The sequence below is a fragment of the Nocardia sp. NPDC057440 genome, from assembly GCF_042802915.1.
Lineage (GTDB): Bacteria > Actinomycetota > Actinomycetes > Mycobacteriales > Mycobacteriaceae > Nocardia.
In genome coordinates, this window is record NZ_JBHVDF010000025.1 from 1 (window position 1) to 18,212 (window position 18,212).

The following is an 18,212-nucleotide window of genomic DNA, read 5'->3' on the forward strand; positions in this document are numbered from 1 at the left end:
CGCGATCAAACCGCCGGCGCCGAGTATCTCGTCGTCGGGATGCGCGGCGACGACGACCAAGTGCCGCCACCCGGTGAGGGACAGTTCGGGGCGACGATGCCGCCACGGCGCCCAGACGTCGTCCGGGGTACCGCGAACGGCAAGATCGATCATCTGCTCGGCAACCATGAGAGCTCCTTTTCCGCGTAATCGCGGCCGAGATCGGCCAGGTCTCGCTCCGCGTGACTCTGGCGGAGGTAAACGGTGAGGTCGGCGACATGCTGTGCGTGCTGAGCATCCGCGCACAGTGGACCGGCGCCGAGTGCGCGCCCGACGCGGTCGATGGTCGTGGTGGCAGCGTCTTCGACCACCGCGCGCACTGTCCTGGCGCGCAGCCGTGCCGTCGCCGACGCATCGTCGGGGTCTTCGTCGATCCGGTGTGCGGCGTCGGTCAGGCACAGCCCGGCGGCATGCAGTCCGCTCAGCACTGCGCCCAGATGCGCTGTGGCGTGCTCGTCGGCCTTGCCCGCGGCGACACGGTCGTGCAGCCTCCCTGCGATAGCGCAGGCGCTGCCGTACCAGCAGGCGGCCACTCCGATCGCGCCGTGCCAGAAGCTGGGACGCGTCAGGTAGGCGCCGGGTTCGCCGATGGGTTCAGCCGGGGCTGCATCGAAATCGACTGCACCGGAGTCGGATTCCCGCATACCGACGGCATGCCAGGTACCAGGCACGGCTCGGACCGAGGGCTGTGCGAGGTCGACGGCGAACAGCCTGCGTTCGTTCCCCACGCGGGCGGTGACGAGGGCATGGGTACAGACGGTCGCTCCCGAACACCACAGCTTGCGACCCGTCACGGTCCAACCGCCGGGATCGAATCGCGCCTGCAACACCGGCTTCGGTGGCTCGGCCGCCCATACTCCCCAGATCTGACCGCGGACCACGCCGTGGCCGCCGAGCTCGGCGAGTATCGCGTCCGCATCGGCGTGCGCTTCTGCCAGCCGTCCCACCACCGTGTTCTCGAACGCCAATTCGGCCAGCCTGCGCCAGCGCTCGACAGTTCGGCCAGATCCGGGATACGGCAGTTCGAGCCGACCTGAATCGGCCAGTCCACGTAGGGTATTCGGCACCCTGCCAGTGGAACAGTCGCGGACCTGTTCGGCGATGTCAGGCACTTCGGCTCTCCTGGCGATAGGGGTTCACGGCTCGTTCGATGCGTCGTAAGTGGTCGGCGAATCCGTGCGGTGCACGCCCGATTCGCCGCGCGGAGGTAGTGACGACCACGTCATCGGCCCACGTGACCCGCGCGCCAGCGGCGATCATGCGCGCCACCATCTCGATGTCCTCACCGGTGCGCAGGTGCCGAAAGCCACCTACCCGCCAATAGGTGTCGGCTCGAAAACCGAGATTCGCACCGTGCACGTGGCCGTGTGCTCCGGTCGATCGGTATTGCTTCTCATAGGCGCGCCTGGTGGCTGCCGCCTGATCGGCCCAGCTCCGCACACCGACGATCCCGGCGACGACATCGGTACCGTCGCGCGCGTACCCGAGCTGCGCCCGCAACCACCAGTCGTCGACCTCGGAGTCTGCGTCGGTGGTGGCGAACCAGGTCTCAGGCCCACAGGTCGCGCCTGCCTCGGCGAAACCCAGCGAACGGGCCGCACCGACCTTGCGTTCGTCGATCTCCATCACCGCGACGTTCGAGGCGGGCACCCGTGCGGAGGCATCGGTACACGCGTCCAGGACGAGCTGGATCCGAACCGGAACATCCACCCGCTCCGCCGCGCGTGCCAGCGCCGTCAGGCAGGCGGGCAACAGCCGCTGTTCATCCCGAACCGGGACGACGACCAGAACTCGAGCGATCACGCCGGCATTCTCGTGTTGGTCGGTGTCCCGGAAACGGATACCGTCGTATCCCGAGGTGCTCATGGTTCCCGGCTACCCCGCGACTCGGCGAGCAAACAGCCAGCGTCACACGTGGGTAGCCGGTGCGCGCGACACCTACAACCGAAGTAATCCACGATTACTCGAAGCCGATCGCGATCTCCTACGGTGGCAACGAGTCTTGTCACGGAGAATGCCCGAACCACAGTTCGAGTGGCGACTTGACGAGCCTGTGTTCGGTGGCTACGCGACGCAGGTAGTCCAGGATCTCCGACCGCCCTGGATACCGCGTGTACCGGTCGTGGCAGGGCGCGAAGGAGAACGAGTACAGATGTGCAGTGAGCCGCTTCGAGGTATGCGATGAGCGCGACAGCGGCTGTCGCACCGGAGAATGCCGCGAGTCCGGCGGTACTGAACGACGTCCGACTGGAGGGCGATTCGAACGTGGCGTACAGGCTGGCAAGCTCGCGGCGGCGATTAGTGGCAACCGAGACTTCCCTGTTTGACGTGGGGTTTGCAGGGAATGCGCTAACGCATGAAGGACGTTCTCGAACGTGAAAGCAAATGGGCGGTCGACCGGGACTTCACTCTTCCGAAGCTCGATGACCTTGTTGCGAACAGTCGCATCGAGGAGATTCCGGTCGAGCTGACCAGCACCTATTTCGACACTGCCGAGCGAGACCTGCTCGCCCACAACCTGACGTTGCGTCGCCGTGAGGGAGACGACGAATCAGGCTGGCAGCTGAAGATCCCCCAGCCGCGCGGTCGCGTCGAAGTGACCGCCCAGCTGTCGGACGAGCTGCCGCACGAACTCGCCGAAGTCGTCAACGGCGCGTCGCTGGGGAGGCCGTTGAACGCGGTCGCCCGGGTTCATACATTGCGCCGCCGTCACCGCATCTTCGGTTCGGACGGCGAACTCATCGTCGAGATCGACGATGACACTGTGGACTCGACCGTCGCTGACCGGCCTGCGGAACTGGTCGCCTGGCGCGAGATCGAGGTCGAGCTCGGCCCGCACACCAACAAAGTCCCCGCGATATTGCGGCACCGGCTCACCGAAGCCGGCGCACGCGAGTCGCGCTATCCCTCCAAGCTGTCTCATGTACTGCCGGAGCGATCCGGACCGGCCGTCACCAAGTCGCGGGCGGAACGCGCCGTGCACGAATACATGGCCACGCAGATCGACCTGATCTTCGTCGGCGACGTCGGGCTACGCCGAGGCGAGGAACCGATCCACGACACCCGTGTCGCGACGCGGCGCCTGCGCAGCACGCTACGCGTGTTCGGCAAGCTGCTGGACCCCGGTGCCGTCGGCGAGATCGACAATGAGCTGAAGTGGTACGCGGCGCTGCTCGGCGACGTACGCGATTGCCACGTCCAACGCCGACGCCTAGCCGATGAACTCAACGTCCTGCCGCCCGAACTCATCTTGGGTCCCGTCGCTGCTCGGATAGACGCGACGCTGCTGGCTCGGCAGTTGCCGAGCCGCAATGCTCTCGCTGAGGCCATGAACTCGCCCCGCTACCTGCGACTGCTCGCGACGCTGCAGGCATGGCAGTCACAGCCGCCGTTCGAGCGGCAGATCAGGCGACGCCAACTCGTGAAGCGGGCCCGCCGGGCCGCGGATAAGGCCGACCGCCGGTTGATGACCGCATTGCACAACCAGCGACACGAATCGCTGCACCGAGCGCGTAAAGCCGCCAAGCGTGCACGCTACGCCGCCGAATTACACAAACCCGTTCGAAAGCCCGCCCGCGCGAAGTCGAACATCAAGTACTACAAGAAGATTCAGCGCTTACTCGGCGACTACAACGACAGCATCGTGTCAACCGAATTCCTGTGGCGAACCGCTACAGCAGCGGGCACGGCAGGCGACGAGAACGGTTTCACCTACGGCCTGCTGTACGCGAACGAGACGCACGCCAGCGAGAACGCGCGCCAGAGGGTCGCGGACGTCGCCGCAGGCGAATAGGTACGCGCCGTCGCCCGCGCCTGCTGGTCAGTAGTAGTGGCGTCGGCCGCCGACTGCACGTCCCATGGATCCCATCAGCAGTAGCACGAGTCCGATGACGAGCACCACGATCCCGATGGTCCAGAGGATCGGTATACCAATTATGAACCCAACAATGAGAAGGATGACTCCGAGAACGATCATGGCCAGCTACCTGGTTTCTCTGAATTCGAGGGGCCCCGAGAACCCCCAGTGCTCCTATCCGATCGTGTGCGCAATGTCAGCACCATTCATCACGCCCACCCAACCACGACCACGGGAAGAACAAAGCCATGATGATCAACCCGATGTCTTGCATATTCCAGTAGACGCCTCGGACCTAACGATGTACACCCCTGTTTTATCGAAGTCGCAGCTCAACAGTGTTGCGACGGTGTTATCGTGTTCGGCTGCACTGCACACTGATCGGCCCGCTATGCGTGCACGGGTATGCTCGGTGTGGCTCAATCAATAGTCGCTTCGCGGCCTGCCCATCGAGCTTTGCGGATCAGTTGATCGCCGATGATGTCGCTCGAGAGTCGGTCAGCTTGTCGATGCTTTCCAGTGACGGACGACGTACGTCCCTTTCCGCTGACGGACATGATTCCTCCGCGGCAGTCGCAAAATCCCCCCGTGAACCGATGTAATGAACGAAGACACCGACCCAGACCGAGCTGAGGACCCCCGCACCGCCGACGTGGCGGAGCAGGCCCACAGCGACCTGGTCGCGCAACCCCATACCAGCGGCGAAGGCGGTCCCATCATCGCCGCGGAAGCTGCAGCGGCACAGGCAAGTACGGCACAGAATCCGCTGGGGAAGCCGGGGCGTCGATTCGATCGGCGATCGCCGTTCATGGTCGGCATGGCGGGCGCGGCGGGAGTTGCGGTGACCTACGGCGCGATCCAGGCAGTACTCGCCGCGAGTCAAGTGCTGGTACTGATCACCATCGCGTTGTTTCTGGCGATCGGTCTGGAACCTGTCGTGTCGTGGCTGGTTCGACCATGGTTCCCGCGATGGGCCGCGGTGACCGCGGTATTCGTGGTGGCGATCGGCTTGCTGGCATGGGCTCGGGTCCGATCCTTCGAAGCTGGCCGGAGGTGTCCTCGGCGCGGGTCGGATCGTCTTCAGCATCTTCCATCTCCAGGACCGACTCCAAGAAAGCGACCCGAAAACGCAGCTACGAGATCCGATCCCCCCGTCGTGGGTTCCTCGCGGCCGCGATACCTCCCTTGGTCACCCAAACCAGCGCGCTGGTCCACAACGCTCCGGACTACATCAACCATCTTGCGCAACGATTGCACCATCTGGGGGATAGGGTCTTCATTCTAGCGAAGAAACGATGCAAAAGCGATGCATGCAGCGATGTGCGGCCCTCAGGTAAGTGATGCGCGGGCGCTGGCGATCGGCGTTTCAGTCGGCAGCCGCGCCGGAGAAGCGGCGTTCTTGGAGGTGCGACCGGAATACGGCAGAAACTTGCCGTCAGACCATATTGGCTGGTGAGGACCGGTGTCGATGCGGCCGACAGCACCGAGCCGGTCGAGTCGTCTTTGATGATCACCTCCTCCAGCAGCCGCTGCCAGGTGCAATCGGCGGTCCACAGTCGCAGCCGCTCGTCGGATGAAACGCTCTATGAAACGGGGAACACCCAGGATGCTCCCCGCCGGAGCCGTGTTTCATAGGTGACCGCCTATGAAACACCCCCGCCCCATCCTCGTCTTGGGTGAGGTAAGGATCGTGTAGGAGCGGACGTGCGCCAGAGATGGCAATCGGTGCACTGAGTTCGACCAACTGTCGCGCCTGAAGCATTGTCACGGGAGTTGGCTCAGGATGGTTGGGTCGGTGATTTTGGTGTCGTTGGCCAGAAGCAGGGCTTTGCTGAGGATCACCGACAGCATCCGGTCACCGTCGAACGGCAGGAACGAGTCCGATTCGGTTGTTCGTGCCGAGGGGACGATGCACAGGTAGCGGTTGTTGGGGTCGATCAGGACGTTTCCTGAGCCCACGTGGATCCGATACGAATGCTTAGTACCTCGCACGTGCAGGAATCTGTCTTCCACGGTGCATTGGTGGCCGATGGCCAGTCGGGGCAGCAGCCTGGTCAGCAGGTCACGTCTGGTTTGTGCAGTCTGGTTCAGGTCGCCGAAACTGTAGTCGGTCCAGTAGTCGGCGAACCAGCCGTTCGGACCACCGTCGTGCCATGTCGGATCGTTGCCGATGCTGGCCACACCGACGAACAGGTCCACGTCGCGCAGTACTTCGCTCAGGACCAGTTCGGGCACGTCCGACAGTGGCAGTGGCTCGGCCGACCCATGGAAGCCGCCATGGAAAGCGCTGTTGGCAAGGTTCTGTGGTGCGTCGATCGGGTAGAACCGCACCTGGTCGGTGCGCAGGCGTAGATAGCTGCCGGACTCCGTGATGTCGACGTCCCCAATGTCGTCGCGTTCGCCCTCCACCCAGTATTCCGCGCGCACACCCCACTGCGGCAGTTCACGGGTCGGTGGCGGCACGGAGGTGTCGGCATCCAGCAAGAGCTTGTTGCGCCATCCCCGGACAGCGGCCAACGCGTGGAACTGGTGTTGGCGCAGGATGTGCGCCGCGAAGCGGTTCGAGTAGGTACCGGTGTGGCGTTCTGCGTCGGTGAGTAGGTAGACCTCGCGATGGGCTTGTTTGAACGGCTGCCGGATATTCTTGCATTCCAACCACTCTCGCCATGCGAGGATCTCCTCCGTCGAGCGACCGAGCGGGTGCCACAGCTCCACGACGTCACCACCCACCGGGTTGTCCGCCACGTCGCGCAGCGCGCCGTCTGCGTAGCCGCAGGTGACCCCGTCGACTGTCCACAACAAACGGCGGGCGATCGTGCCCACCAAGGGGTGGTCGATATAAAACTCCCGCCACGAGGGGTAATCCCAGGTGCGGCGCTCCAGGAACTGGCGATCCAGCCGTTCGACTTGGGCGGTCAGCATCTTGCCGATGTCCTTGGCCGTCGCCTCGAGTTCTTTCAATTCCTCGGCATGGTCGCGTTTCACCGCGGCCGGGACGCTTTTCACCGGTTTGCTCGTGAACCAGCACAGCACCGCCTTGGTGCCGTCCACGGTCACCGTCGCCGACGCAGCGCCGAAGGCGAATTCCGCCGTGCCTACCGACGTCAGGCCGTAGGTGGGCACGGCCATCTGCTCGATCTGAGTGCGGGTCAGCCCGAGCGCGTGTGCCTTGGTCTCCAGCGCGGCGTTGATCAGCTTCAACGTGCCCTTGTAAGTCACCTTGGCGGCCAGGCGGGCCAGCTCACCCAGCGCCGCCTCGCCGCTCACCTGGCTCAGAGCGTAAACACCAGCGTTGGCCATCTTCGGGTTACGTGGTCCCAGACCCTTGATTTTGCGCAGCGACGTTTCCACCAGGCCGCCCAGGATGCGGGCAGTCGTCGGCTGTGGGGGCCGAAACGTCAGCAGCCACAGCAGACCGCGCACCGCGTTCGCGTTGAACGGGTCGTACTCGTCGTTGAGGCCGGGATCTTCGGCGAGACGATGCCGCAGCGGCAATGTCCTGGGTCGGCCCACCAGTTCCAACAACGACAGCACCTCATCGTCGAAGAAATCCACCTTCGCCAGCAGCGCTCGACCGGTCTTTTCCCACTTGGCGTTCGGTCTTCCCATCGTGGCGGTTATGGCGAAGGCCAGCAGGTCGTGCCAACCCGGAGACGAGCACGCCAACTCCAGTGCCCGGTCCGCCCATTGCTCACCCACATTGACCACTGGTTCGGGACATTGCCGGGCGACCTCTGCAACACGAGAGTCCAGGTACCTCTCGCAGGCTCCGCGGCGGTACACCGCGACGACCTCAGGGCTCAAGATACGTCCTGACGCCAGTTCCGCCAGGGCCAGAGATGAGTCGATCGCGAAAAGGCTTAACCTGCCGTGGTGGTTCGACAGGGTTTCCAGCACTGCTCGCCGTTCTTCGACCAGGATCGGCAATGTGGGTGCGACGGTCGACACCAAGAGCAGCAGAGAGTGCTGCTCGCGCTCCGAAGCGGTAGGGAACGCAACCGCGCAAGCGCGAGCAAGCCGTTCGACCGTCTCGGTCGGCAGTTCACGCACCTTGGCGAACAGGGCATGCCATAAGGCATTGTCGGACGCCATATGGGAGGACTCGGCGATCTGGTGTACCCGCACAATCTCGGCGCACAACCTGCCCATATCGTCCGCAGCGATGGCATCGAGGACCGCTGTCTTGTACTTGGAAGGGGCGATGCTCTCCTGCAGATACTTGATCCCGTGTCGGATGTGCTCGGAAGCGGCCGGGGCCGCTGCGGCGCAGACGCGAGCCAACCGCTCGGAGGTCTCGTCTGGCAAGACGCGTGCCATGTTCGATACCGCACTCCACACGTACTTGTCGGTCTTTGTCTGATACGCCTGCAGATATGCGTCGAAGAAGGCGTCCATATCGTCCGCGGCGATGGCGGCCCGCGCCGCGGTCTCGTACTCGGACCTCGACATTCAGCCACCCACCAATGCGACGAGCTTCAGGAATGTGATTTCCACACCCAGTGGCAGCGCGACCACGTCGTCCAACTCCTCGATCTGTCGATCGCCGACCAGGACCACGAAACCGTTGCGCCCGAAAGCGTGCAACGCCGCCTCGCACTGGCGTTCCGGATCGACACGACCAGTCGTGCGGAACCCGCCGCGCACCACCTCGGCATCTACCGGCCGTACCAGACCAGGAAAGGCACCACGAGACGCGTCGGCATTGTGTTCGGCGACCTCCTGGAATACCCGCCGCCGGATGATCTCCCGCAGTGGCAGCCGCTCCTCGGTCACCTCGAACATCCAGCCGTCGTCGCGACCCCCGGATGCCGTTTCGTCGACGACCTTCACACTCACCATGACGACAGGGTAGGCACGACCCCTGACAGAACTCGAGATCAGTTTCCCGCCAGTGGCCTGCTCCAAGAATTCGTCGCTGCCACGGTGCCGGCTCGGCCGAGGTCGAACGCGCGCCACGGCTGATGGCCGCTGGGACAGCGCTTACATCCCGGACAGAGGCGATCAAGATGCTTGCGAATAAGCCTCCCGCTCTCGATTCAGATCCAGGCGGGTAGTCATGTCGAGCCGGAAGCTGGCCGGTGAGGTTTCCCGAAGGACGGCGCTGGCGGGCCATGTCAGACAGTGCCGGTGGGGAACAGGGCGCGGGGTTCGAGGTCCAGGCGCGTGACCGGCTCCCCCTCGGGTGGGGTGAGGTTGAGCACCCAGTCGCCGAAGCGGCGGATCGTGCGCGTGATGTACGGAGTGATGGTGGCCAGATCGTCCGGATCCACCGGATGCCCTTCGGCCGCCAGCGCGTTCAGGTTGGCTGAACTTGCCCCGGGTCCGGCCCGCCACCACCGGTCCCTGATCCGTGGTCCCGCCACCCCGACGTCGTTGCCGCACCGGATCGGGCCGATAGGTTACGGGGGATGCCGGGGGTTGGAGCGCAGACAACGAGTACGGAAGGGTGAGTGCGGGCGTGGTGCGCTATGACTGCTCCACGGTGGCCGGGCGAGCTGCTGGGCTGGCGGAGGCGGCCGAGGCGGTCAGCCGCGGTGAGCTGGTGGTGTTGCCGACCGACACTGTGTACGGCGTCGGCGCCGGAGCTTTCGATCCCGCGTCGGTGGAGCGTCTGCTGCGGGCCAAGGGCCGCTGCCGCGGGATGCCGTCCCCGGTGCTCGTCGCAGCACAAGAGGTGCTGGACGATCTGGTCAGCGATCTACCCGCGCCCGGCTGGGCGTTGGTGGAGGCGTTCTGGCCGGGTGGGCTGACTCTTGTCGTGCGCCAGCGGCCGGGACTGAACTGGGATCTCGGGGAAACCCACGGCACCGTCGCGGTACGGATGCCGTCACATCCGGTGGCGTTGGATTTGCTCACCGCGACCGGGCCGCTGGCGGTCTCGAGTGCCAACCTGACCGGGCAGCCGTCCCCGCCCGACTGCGATGCCGCACGAGCCATGCTCGGCGATTCGGTGGCCGTCTACCTCGACGGTGGGCCCACCCCGGCCGCGATCGCTTCCTCGATCGTGGATCTCACCGGCGCGGTGCCCGTTCTCACGCGGGCGGGCGCGATCAGCGCCCAGCGTCTGCGCACGGTGGTGCCGACGCTGCGGGACGCGACCGGTGGATAGCGCGGTTACTCGAGTTCGCCGATGTTGCCGATCACCCGGTTCAGCTTGGCCTTGCCGTCGGCGAGGGTGTAGGTGGCACAGGCGATGGCGCACTCTCCGGCGGCGATGCGGTCGGCGATGATCTGCGACCGCTGCCGCAGCAACTCCGCGGTCTCGGCCACGTGCCGGGCTTCGAGGTCGTCGACCGAGTCGAGGCCCTCGCGGCGGCCGAGCAGGATCGACGGTGTCACTCGCTCCACCACGCTGCGGATGAACCCGCCGGGGACCGCCCCGGTGTCGAGGGCGTCGATCGTGGCCCGTACCGCGCCGCAGCTGTCGTGTCCGAGCACCACGATCAACGGGGCGTGCAGCACCGCCACGCCGTACTCGATCGACCCGAGCACGCTGGCATCGACCACATGCCCGGCGGTGCGGACCACGAACATGTCCCCGAGACCTTGATCGAAAATGATCTCAGCGGCCACCCGGGAATCCCCACACCCGAACAGAATCGCCGACGGGTGCTGCCCCGCGGCCAGCTTCGCCCGATCCGCGGCACCCTGGTTGGGATGGCGCAACCGGCCCTCGACGAAACGGTCGTTACCCTCGCGCAGCGCCTTCCAGGCGGTGATAGGAGTCAATTCGGTCATACACCCCATTTTGCACACCACCGCGCCCGCCTCGAACACGCGGTCGGCGAGACCGGATGCCGCTGTCCCCGAGCGGGCCGCCGGATCCAGTCGCACACGCGCCAGGCTGCGACGGACCTGATCAACCGCGTCTTACAACCGCCCTCTCGCATCGGCGGCAGGACGCCAGCCGATACGCGGGTGCCTACGACGTCCCGAGGTCCGCAGACAGCCAATGTTCGGGACGCAGATAGATCACGGCCTGTTCACCGAAATTCTCGGCCTGCTTCAGATATGCCTCGGCGGCATCGCCCGACAGGTATCGCGTGACCATCTCCAGGTGCAATTCGTCGGTCATCGGAACGATCCGGCTGACCGGTCCTTCCACCGTCACGTAGCGCACGCTGGGCATCACCTCCTGCACCATCAACGTGAACCGGCCCGCCGCCTTGATCGACCGCATCTTCCGCGAATCGACCCCGGTCAGCACCCAAGGTTCGGTCCCGGGCTCGTACTGGTACCAGATCGGCACGGACAACGGACCACGATCGGGCCCCTCCGCAACGGATAACGCCGCGATATGCGGCTGCGCGAGAAACTCCTGACGCTCTTCCAAGGTTAACGGCATGCCCGAGGCTAGCGCGTGAAACCCGTTGGCGGTGAACACTTTGCGTCCTCGGACCGACTCTTGACGCGGCGGCATCCGCGCCATCGTGGCATAGCCCCGGCTCCTCGCCCTCGCCCTCGCCCCCGGCGCAGTGCGCGATACTCGTAGAGCACATAGAAATATAAGGACAAGATCAGTTCTGCGCCTCGCTCCGGCACCGCCGAAGCGAGGCGTTGGACTGTTCACCTGCCCGCCCGCCAAGACAATCGACTGGATCGGATAGCAGCAGCAACATGCACCCTGGCGTGTGCCGTCCATGCTGGTCAGGGCGATAGGTTGGGATATGCCTCAATTGCGTTGAGAGCCAGCGCAATCGAAGAATCGCCAGGTTGTTCTCCGGCTGGCCGCTAACAATCATCATCCGAGGGAAGACCCAGCTTCACAGGGGCGCGGCGCGCCACCAATCGAGGAGTGGCGGTCACCTTCCGAGGTGACCGAGGATCACAACGACATCGTTCAGACGCATGATGATCTGGACGGGCGGTGGCCACCTTCTGAGGTGATCGAGGATCGCAACATCGGCGGGCGCGCCTGTAGCGGCCAGCCGGAGACTTGGCGGTCCTCCTCTGGGGTGGACGAGGATCGCAATGACGACCCAGAACGGTGGATGTCCTGCAACGAGATACTTCGTCTGGAGGCGCCGAAAGCGTCTCGGCGCGTGGTTGATACGGAAGGGCACCGGATCAACGCAACTAGGCGCCACGTTGGTGCGTCCTATAGTTCAGAGGCGATTCGCATTACGAGGGAGGCGGGCATGTCGGGCGAACTCCAGGTCGACCCACTGCGGCTGCGTGACGCATCCCGGTTCGCAGGCGAAAAAGCGCGAGCGATCCGGGATGAGCTGAAGAAGCTCGACGACACCATCGGCAAAGAACTCCTCGCCGACGGTTGGCAGGGTAAAGCGGCCACGGCCTATGACGAGTCGTGGGTGGAGTGGAAGCACGGTGCCGACACAGTCATTGCTGCGCTGGAGGAAGTCGCCGCGCACCTCGCCCAAGCCGCCACCCAGTACGAGATGCGCGACACGACCAACCGCGACGCGATTACCGGATTGACGGGATTGGACCTGCCATGACCGATGGTGGCCGCTTCCGTGCCGATCTCGAGCAGCTCGACGCCGCGATCGACACGCTCACGAAATTCAGTCAGACCGTTGAGGATTGGCTCGGTGAGGTCGACCGCTATGTCGCGGATCTGCACCTGACGTGGTCGAGCCCGGCAGCGACCGCGCAGCGGGTCGCGCACGACAAATGGGTTTCCGGTGTGGGGGAGATGCGCGAAAACCTGGACGAACTGCGCGAGGTTGCCAGGAAAGCTCACGAAAACTACAGTGCCGCAATCGAAACCAACACCGGTATGTGGCCCTGATGGCACCACCTGTGGTGGTGGACCCGCAAGGGTTCACCAAAGCCGGGGACGTCTATGCGTGTGTGCACGCGACGTTGACGACCGGTATCACCGCGCTGACAACTGTTCTGGCGGGGTGCGGTGGTAGCGCGGGCTCGGACAACGCCGGCCGGAAATGGACCAACGACTACGACCCGGTCGCGTGGGACACCGTCGACGGGCTCGGTGATCTCGCGTTGGCGTGCGGGCAGATGCACGATCTGCTGCACTTCACCGGCGCCAACCACGACAACGCGAACTCGCAATCGGTTCCCGCACCGAACCCGAACGACAAGGTCTTCCCGCCAGGCTCGCTGTCGGTGTATCAGCCGGCCGAACCTCCGGCGGCGTTCGGCGGCAGCGACCCGGAACCGTCCGGTTGGAGCTGGGTCAAAGGCGCGGTCGAGGGTGAACTGTGGCCCAACGGTCATCCCGACGTGCTGCGTAGGGCCGCCGAGGCGTGGCGGGCGATGTCCCGAGCCCTGCATGCCGCGACGTTCCAGTTGCCGACCGCTCGCGCCCTGATCGACGCGCAACAAAGCCCCGAAACCCCGCAAGCGCTCGAGCAAGCCGACATCGTCCGGACCCAATTCGATTCCCTGGCGAGCGCGTGTGATGAGCTCGCGAAATCGTGTGACTCGTACGCGGATTCGATCAGCAACACCAAACACGCGATCGTGCGAGCACTCATCGAGCTTCTCGCGATCGTGGCAGTCGATCAAGCGTTCGGGTGGATCGCTGCCCCGTTCACCGGCGGCGGTTCCGCGGCCGCCGCGCAGGGCGGGATGGCGCTGGCGATCGGCATCTACGGAGCGCGGATCGCCGCGATCATCCGTGTCTTGATCGGGCTTGCCGAAGTGGCTCGGGTCCCGGTGGCGGTGTCCCAAGTCATCGCCCGTGGGAGCGAGGCACTGATCCCGTTGCTGAGGGCGCGGCCAGCCCTGGCCGGTGTGGACGGTGTCGTCGCGCCGGGCCCGTTCACGACGTTCGCGAACTTGCGCCGCCCCCACCTCACCACCGACACCCGGGACGCCATCGAAAAGAGCACACGCAAGTGAGGCCGTCCGGGTGACAAGGATGACTTCTATATCGTCGAATCCGAACCGGAAGTCAAAGTGCCGATCAACAAGAGCTACGACGACAAGCCGTGGGTCACTCAGTTGGAGAAGACACCAGATGGCAGGTACTACCTCGACCCGGGCGAACAACTCCATGTATCCGGTCAACCCGAAATGGGAGTATGGCCAGAACAGTGGATACGAACACCGCAGCCTGCTCGCCGAGGCGCAGAGCCGTGGCATGACGCAGAAGGAGTTCGACGACTACGTCAACAGCCACCCCGAACGGTTCCACATCGAAGACCAGTACGGAAGCCGCAGCCACAGACGGGAGCAGAAGTAGATGACCGACCGGGACGAATGGGGCCGAACGCTCTTGCACCGTGCCGCAGCCTACGGTGATCTCGACGCCGTTGAGCGCCTACTCGGCACCGAGGATGTCAACGCCCGCGACAACGAGGGCTGGACACCACTGCATTTCGCCGCTCAGGCAGCCGACCCGGAAATCGTCGTGCGGCTCCTCGATGCCGGCGCTGATATCGACGCGCTCAACGGCAAAGGGATGCCGCCGATTTACTGGGCGATCATGGCTCGCGGCGGCGATCCGATCATGACGGTCCGGCTGCTGCGGGCGCGTGGCGCCGACCCGACACGATCGACGATCGAAGGGTACTTCGGAACCCGAAGCCCCTCGATGTTCTGCGGGAGATCCGCAACGATCCTGCGATGCAGGCAGAGTTCGCGGACCTGCTGTGAGTGACGACCCCGACCTCGACGCCGCAATCGAAGACATACAAGCCAAGTCCAATCAGGTCCAGGCAGCGCTCGCTCGCATCCGCGGTACCGGCACAGCAGGCAACGGCACTGTTACCGCGATCGTCGATTCCAGCGCGCATCTCCGCGATCTGAAACTCACCCGCGAAGCGCTCCGATGGGGAGACCGGTTGGCGAGCATCATCTTGCAAGCAACCGCTGCCGCCGAGAAGGACGCGGCAACGCAAGTTCAGGCCGCGATACGGCCGCTCACCCGAGACCAGCGCGTCGCCGCCGGCATCCGATCGATGCGCGAGACACTCGGACAGTCCAACACCGAGGCAGATGCTCGGACAATGATGACCGAAGAAGAGATCCAAGCAGCTGACGACGCCTACTTTGAACGCATGAATCAACGCGGTTGGTCCGTCTAACTGCCTCGGCACCTTTCGAATACCGCGGCGATCCCGCTGGAGTATTCGTCATACCCAACGGTGGCCCCTTGCATCTCACAGGACGAATCATCCGATCCGGAAGGGACTGAGCGTGAGGTATGTGAAAGTCGCCTGGTATCACGACTTCGAAGACGAGCCAGTCCTCTACTTCCATGAATTCGGCCCCGATGACTACGAAACACGTCGAGTGCAGGCCTATCGCGACGGGCACTTAGAATGGGCCGACGAGAACCATGAGACAGACATGGCAGGACTTGCTGAAATACCGATCGCACTGATCGAAGAAATCGCCAGCCAGCCCGAGTTCGATGCCGAAGAGATCTCTCGGGAGCAGTTCGAAGCTGAGTGGTCAACGGCTCGCAGCAGCGGCTAGCGGCTCGTCGGAGTTGCGATGTTCCGCGGGCCGATTATCAACGTTCGAGCACGAGTTCGTAGACCGCTCGGGTCTTGCCTGGGCCCTTGTAGTCGGTGATGACCGAGACACCGTCGATGAAGCGGTCGCCACGCACGTTGGCGAATCCGAGTGTCTCCCAGGTCTTGTGGGCGGCGATGTTGCCGGGTCCGGACGTGAGGTAGAGCCTGCGGCAGCTCCACACCCACGCTTGCTTCCGAAGGTCGTCCACAAGAGCGCGGGTCACGCCGCGCCGCCGGTGTTCGGGGTGGGTCATGATGTCTTGGAATTCGGAGTACAGCCAGTAGTCGGAATAGGTGCGTGGGGTGATGTAAGGGGCGCCCAGCTCCATCAAAGCGACCACGTCAGGGATCAGTGGCACACGCAGCGGTTCGATGATCACGAAATGCCTAGTCTAGGTAGTAGGGCGCGCGCTCGCAAGTAGGCGACGTCCGCCAGGGGGACCGTACGGCCGGACGGTTCACGGTCGTGGGTGGCCATCCGGCCACCACTTGCTCCCTGATCGTCGATGCCATCGAAAGTGTCGCCACTCGTAGCCTTGTTCGGCGGATGTGCCGATCAACTCGGTTCCAGGTACTTTGGCGATGGCTTTCAAGCTGCGCTTGTTATCGGCGCGGATACTTGCGTGGAAGCTGTCGGCGAGCGCTGCGGCGGGATGGTCGGCCGCAGCGATTTGGCGGCTGTTGCATACCCGTGGCCCCAGAGTTCGGGATCAACAAGGGTAGAAAACGACATCACACATCCTGGCCAGTCGATCGACGGCTCGACGGGCCAGAACTCCTCGGGAGGACTCCATCTGGACAGGAGTTCGGCGGAGCGATCTTGCATCCGTGTGCGGTGAGCGCACGGCAGATCGAAGCGACCCCGAACCGAGCGCGATGCTCGGCGATGAACGCACACATTATCGGTGTCGCGGGTCGCTCTCCCGCGCGAAGAAAGTTGTTGCTGCCTCGAGGATTTCGATCGTCTGTTCCAACTCGGCGATCTTGCGTTTCTGCTCCCGAATCACCTTCGCCGACTCCGTCGAGACCCCCTCGGCGGCCGCGGTGTCGATCGCGGCTTGCCGGAAGCAAACGCATCGAGGCTGCCCACCCGGCGGCGCCTGCGTTGAGCCGAGCATCCACGCCCGCGCGTGCCCGCGGGCGTTCCCACTGTTGCGCATAGCTGGCACGTGGTGACTCACCACGTCGCTGCCGCAGCAGCAACGCATCGACCTGCCCGGCCGAACACGATCTGCCACTACTCGGGACGGTATCGAGGTCCAACCTCGAGCCCGTCCCCTGTTCATCAACCGTGACGGCGGTTGCTCGCGAATCTTAACGGGCGCGTTGCGGAGTCACGGATTTAGGCAGCACCAGCGGTTATAGTGTAATTATCGGGTTGCGGGGAGGGGAGTCTGCCGATGTCCGACATGTCGAAAGTTGAGCTGTACGCGGCTATCCGCCAGGATCTTCGTGCCGGCCTATCCATGCGTGCCATCGAGCGCAAGCACAAGGTGGGGTGGCGTACGGTGGCCAGCGCGACGGAGTCGGTGTGGCCCGAGCCCCGTAAGGAGTATCCGCCGCGACCACAGAAGCTGGATCCCTACAAGCCGTTCATCGACGATGTGCTGCGCGCCGATCTGGATGTGCCTCGTAGACAACGTCACACGGCGACTCGGATCTATCACCGTTTGCTCGAGGAGCACGGCATGAGAGACGTGTCGTATCAGCGAGTCAGTGCCTATGTCCGCGAACGCAAACCACAGCTACAGACGGAACAGGTGACGGCCCGTCGCCGCTCCGAACGGCTCATCAAGGCCGCCGGATTTCCTCGCTCTAAAACGTTGCGTGACTTCGATTTCAGTGCCAACCCCAGTGTCGACCCTGGCATGATCCACACTCTCGCTAAATGCGACTGGGTGAAGGAAGGGCTGCCGTTGTGCTTGATCGGTGACTCCGGCACCGGGAAATCCCATCTGCTCATCGCCTTGGGCACCGAGGCGGCGAAAGCCGGATACCGCGTCAGATACACCCTGGCTACCAGGCTGGTCAACAAATTGATCGAAGCCGTCGATGGTAAACGGCTCACCAACACCATCGCCCGCTACAGCGGCGTCGACCTGCTCTGCATCGACGAACTCGGCTACACAGAGCTGGACAGACGCGGCGCCGAATTGCTGTTCCAGGTATTGACCGAACGTGAGGAGAGGAAGTCGGTCGCGATCGTCTCCAACCGCAGCGTCGCCGGCTGGTCCCAAACCTTCACCGACGCTGGGCTCCGCGCCGCGATCATCGACCGACTTACCTTCGGCGGCAACATCATCGAGACCGGCACCCACAGCTATCGCGGGTCCCATGCCAAGGCAACCGAAACCACCGATAAACCCCGCTGACCTGCCCGAGGCCAATCTAGAACTGTTCGGTCGAGTTTGATTCGCGTAGCCGCAAACCAGTCATGCTCCCTGTTCGTCTTGTTATTCCAGGCCAGGCAGGTCCGTCTTCGATCTTGTCTGCGACTGTGCCAATGCTGATATAAGGCCCGATTTCAGCGCCACACCGGGCCGAACTACATCACCGGAGGTCTGCTGCAGATACTTTCGCTACAACCCTTAGCTAGCGGCTTTGGCCTGCATCTTTACCGTGGGGTCCTCATCGCCCCTGCGAGGGGGTCGCAACAGCAGACGATCGTGCTCTCGACCGCCTGAGCGCCAGTCCCAGCCTTACGACCATGAACCACAGTGGAAAGGATGGGCAGACCAGCGGCTACCCACACCCGATACGACCCCTGTCCCGGGGGCCCACGCGCCGGGGCCCGGGGGGGGATACCATAGGGTGGTGGGGTGGGCAGGGGGGGGGGGTGGGGTGGTGTGGCTGGGGTGGGGGCCGGG

19 protein-coding genes and 1 pseudogene are annotated in these 18,212 nt (G+C 64.2%); 10 read left to right on the forward strand and 10 right to left on the reverse strand.

Features of this window, described 5'->3' with window-relative positions; all coding sequences use genetic code 11:
• Positions 1 to 149 precede the first annotated feature (149 nt).
• Both ACFU4Z_RS33565 and ACFU4Z_RS33570 read right to left on the reverse strand, forming a co-directional pair.
• Entirely contained in the window at positions 150 to 1,106 is a 957-nt protein-coding gene (locus tag ACFU4Z_RS33565) for an acyl-CoA dehydrogenase family protein (protein ID WP_379071511.1), read from the reverse strand.
• Positions 1,107 to 1,143: 37 nt separating this feature from the next.
• Entirely contained in the window at positions 1,144 to 1,905 is a 762-nt protein-coding gene (locus ACFU4Z_RS33570) for a glycosyltransferase (protein ID WP_379071514.1), read from the reverse strand.
• A 490-nt stretch (positions 1,906 to 2,395) separates the two neighbouring features.
• On the opposite strand from ACFU4Z_RS33570, the gene ACFU4Z_RS33575 reads away from it, so the two are divergent.
• A complete protein-coding gene (locus ACFU4Z_RS33575; protein WP_379071517.1) occupies positions 2,396 to 3,832 on the forward strand; it encodes a CHAD domain-containing protein in 1,437 nt (478 codons plus the stop codon).
• 27 nt (positions 3,833 to 3,859) lie between these two features.
• Here ACFU4Z_RS33575 and ACFU4Z_RS33580 read toward each other — a convergent pair whose 3' ends face one another.
• From ACFU4Z_RS33580 to ACFU4Z_RS33595, 4 genes are all read right to left on the reverse strand, one after another.
• Positions 3,860 to 4,015, reverse strand: a complete 156-nt coding sequence (locus ACFU4Z_RS33580; RefSeq protein ID WP_379071520.1) for a DUF6131 family protein — start codon at positions 4,013 to 4,015, stop codon at positions 3,860 to 3,862.
• Positions 4,016 to 5,659: 1,644 nt separating this feature from the next.
• Entirely contained in the window at positions 5,660 to 8,344 is a 2,685-nt protein-coding gene (locus ACFU4Z_RS33585; RefSeq protein ID WP_379071523.1) for a DUF4132 domain-containing protein, read from the reverse strand.
• Positions 8,345 to 8,734 (reverse strand): hypothetical protein, encoded by a 390-nt coding sequence (locus ACFU4Z_RS33590; protein WP_379071526.1) that lies wholly within the window; start codon positions 8,732 to 8,734, stop codon positions 8,345 to 8,347. It abuts the gene before it with no gap.
• Positions 8,735 to 9,009: 275 nt separating this feature from the next.
• A complete protein-coding gene (locus ACFU4Z_RS33595; RefSeq protein WP_379071528.1) occupies positions 9,010 to 9,258 on the reverse strand; it encodes a hypothetical protein in 249 nt (82 codons plus the stop codon).
• 83 nt (positions 9,259 to 9,341) lie between these two features.
• On the opposite strand from ACFU4Z_RS33595, the gene ACFU4Z_RS33600 reads away from it, so the two are divergent.
• Complete coding sequence (locus ACFU4Z_RS33600) at positions 9,342 to 10,004, forward strand: L-threonylcarbamoyladenylate synthase (RefSeq protein ID WP_379071531.1); 663 nt, start codon at positions 9,342 to 9,344, stop codon at positions 10,002 to 10,004.
• 5 nt (positions 10,005 to 10,009) lie between these two features.
• On the opposite strand, the gene ACFU4Z_RS33605 is transcribed toward ACFU4Z_RS33600, so the two are convergent.
• Together ACFU4Z_RS33605 and ACFU4Z_RS33610 are read right to left on the reverse strand one after the other, a co-directional pair.
• On the reverse strand, positions 10,010 to 10,633 hold the full coding sequence (locus ACFU4Z_RS33605; RefSeq protein WP_379071653.1) for a carbonic anhydrase: 624 nt from the start codon (positions 10,631 to 10,633) through the stop codon (positions 10,010 to 10,012).
• 184 nt (positions 10,634 to 10,817) lie between these two features.
• Positions 10,818 to 11,240, reverse strand: a complete 423-nt coding sequence (locus tag ACFU4Z_RS33610) for a pyridoxamine 5'-phosphate oxidase family protein (protein ID WP_379071656.1) — start codon at positions 11,238 to 11,240, stop codon at positions 10,818 to 10,820.
• Positions 11,241 to 11,709: 469 nt separating this feature from the next.
• On the opposite strand from ACFU4Z_RS33610, the gene ACFU4Z_RS33615 reads away from it, so the two are divergent.
• The 7 genes from ACFU4Z_RS33615 (at position 11,710) to ACFU4Z_RS33645 (ending at position 15,304) form a co-directional block, all read left to right on the forward strand.
• Positions 11,710 to 12,354 carry a WXG100 family type VII secretion target gene (locus tag ACFU4Z_RS33615; protein WP_379071534.1) on the forward strand — a complete coding sequence of 215 codons (645 nt, stop codon included), beginning with the start codon at positions 11,710 to 11,712 and terminating at the stop codon, positions 12,352 to 12,354.
• A complete protein-coding gene (locus ACFU4Z_RS33620; protein WP_379071536.1) occupies positions 12,351 to 12,647 on the forward strand; it encodes a WXG100 family type VII secretion target in 297 nt (98 codons plus the stop codon). Before ACFU4Z_RS33615 ends, ACFU4Z_RS33620 begins: the two co-directional genes overlap by 4 nt.
• The gene (locus ACFU4Z_RS33625) at positions 12,647 to 13,723 is read left to right on the forward strand and encodes a hypothetical protein (protein ID WP_379071539.1); all 1,077 of its coding nucleotides are present in this window, start codon (positions 12,647 to 12,649) and stop codon (positions 13,721 to 13,723) included. The genes ACFU4Z_RS33620 and ACFU4Z_RS33625 overlap by 1 nt, the downstream gene beginning before the upstream one ends.
• A 118-nt stretch (positions 13,724 to 13,841) precedes the next feature.
• Positions 13,842 to 14,066, forward strand: coding sequence for a GH-E family nuclease (locus ACFU4Z_RS33630; protein WP_379071542.1), 225 nt, complete (start codon positions 13,842 to 13,844; stop codon positions 14,064 to 14,066).
• Complete coding sequence (locus tag ACFU4Z_RS33635) at positions 14,067 to 14,483, forward strand: ankyrin repeat domain-containing protein (RefSeq protein WP_379071545.1); 417 nt, start codon at positions 14,067 to 14,069, stop codon at positions 14,481 to 14,483.
• Positions 14,476 to 14,910, forward strand: coding sequence for a YbaB/EbfC family nucleoid-associated protein (locus ACFU4Z_RS33640; RefSeq protein ID WP_379071548.1), 435 nt, complete (start codon positions 14,476 to 14,478; stop codon positions 14,908 to 14,910). The genes ACFU4Z_RS33635 and ACFU4Z_RS33640 overlap by 8 nt, the downstream gene beginning before the upstream one ends.
• A gap of 121 nt (positions 14,911 to 15,031) precedes the next feature.
• Positions 15,032 to 15,304 carry a DUF6881 domain-containing protein gene (locus tag ACFU4Z_RS33645; RefSeq protein WP_379071551.1) on the forward strand — a complete coding sequence of 91 codons (273 nt, stop codon included), beginning with the start codon at positions 15,032 to 15,034 and terminating at the stop codon, positions 15,302 to 15,304.
• Positions 15,305 to 15,341: 37 nt separating this feature from the next.
• On the opposite strand, the gene ACFU4Z_RS33650 is transcribed toward ACFU4Z_RS33645, so the two are convergent.
• Both ACFU4Z_RS33650 and ACFU4Z_RS33655 read right to left on the reverse strand, forming a co-directional pair.
• Positions 15,342 to 15,725, reverse strand: a complete 384-nt coding sequence (locus ACFU4Z_RS33650) for a GNAT family N-acetyltransferase (protein ID WP_379071554.1) — start codon at positions 15,723 to 15,725, stop codon at positions 15,342 to 15,344.
• A 430-nt stretch (positions 15,726 to 16,155) separates the two neighbouring features.
• Positions 16,156 to 16,409: pseudogene (locus ACFU4Z_RS33655) on the reverse strand (IS3 family transposase); the annotation flags it as partial.
• Positions 16,410 to 16,745: 336 nt separating this feature from the next.
• Between ACFU4Z_RS33655 and istB the strand changes: the two are divergent.
• Entirely contained in the window at positions 16,746 to 17,717 is a 972-nt protein-coding gene (gene istB, locus ACFU4Z_RS33660) for an IS21-like element helper ATPase IstB (protein WP_379071557.1), read from the forward strand.
• The last annotated feature ends 495 nt before the right edge of the window (positions 17,718 to 18,212 follow it).

Bases quoted from the DNA above. Each gene is read 5' to 3' on its own strand.
- ACFU4Z_RS33575 (WP_379071517.1), top strand. From the start codon at position 2,396: ATGAAGGACGTTCTCGAACGTGAAAGCAAATGGGCGGTCGACCGGGAC.
- ACFU4Z_RS33635 (WP_379071545.1), top strand. From the start codon at position 14,067: ATGACCGACCGGGACGAATGGGGCCGAACGCTCTTGCACCGTGCCGCA.
- ACFU4Z_RS33570 (WP_379071514.1), bottom strand. From the start codon at position 1,905: ATGAGCACCTCGGGATACGACGGTATCCGTTTCCGGGACACCGACCAA.
- ACFU4Z_RS33630 (WP_379071542.1), top strand. From the start codon at position 13,842: ATGGCAGGTACTACCTCGACCCGGGCGAACAACTCCATGTATCCGGTC.
- ACFU4Z_RS33625 (WP_379071539.1), top strand. From the start codon at position 12,647: ATGGCACCACCTGTGGTGGTGGACCCGCAAGGGTTCACCAAAGCCGGG.
- ACFU4Z_RS33585 (WP_379071523.1), bottom strand. From the start codon at position 8,344: ATGTCGAGGTCCGAGTACGAGACCGCGGCGCGGGCCGCCATCGCCGCG.
- istB (WP_379071557.1), top strand. From the start codon at position 16,746: ATGTCCGACATGTCGAAAGTTGAGCTGTACGCGGCTATCCGCCAGGAT.
- ACFU4Z_RS33605 (WP_379071653.1), bottom strand. From the start codon at position 10,633: ATGACCGAATTGACTCCTATCACCGCCTGGAAGGCGCTGCGCGAGGGT.
- ACFU4Z_RS33590 (WP_379071526.1), bottom strand. From the start codon at position 8,734: ATGGTGAGTGTGAAGGTCGTCGACGAAACGGCATCCGGGGGTCGCGAC.
- ACFU4Z_RS33580 (WP_379071520.1), bottom strand. From the start codon at position 4,015: ATGATCGTTCTCGGAGTCATCCTTCTCATTGTTGGGTTCATAATTGGT.
- ACFU4Z_RS33610 (WP_379071656.1), bottom strand. From the start codon at position 11,240: ATGCCGTTAACCTTGGAAGAGCGTCAGGAGTTTCTCGCGCAGCCGCAT.
- ACFU4Z_RS33620 (WP_379071536.1), top strand. From the start codon at position 12,351: ATGACCGATGGTGGCCGCTTCCGTGCCGATCTCGAGCAGCTCGACGCC.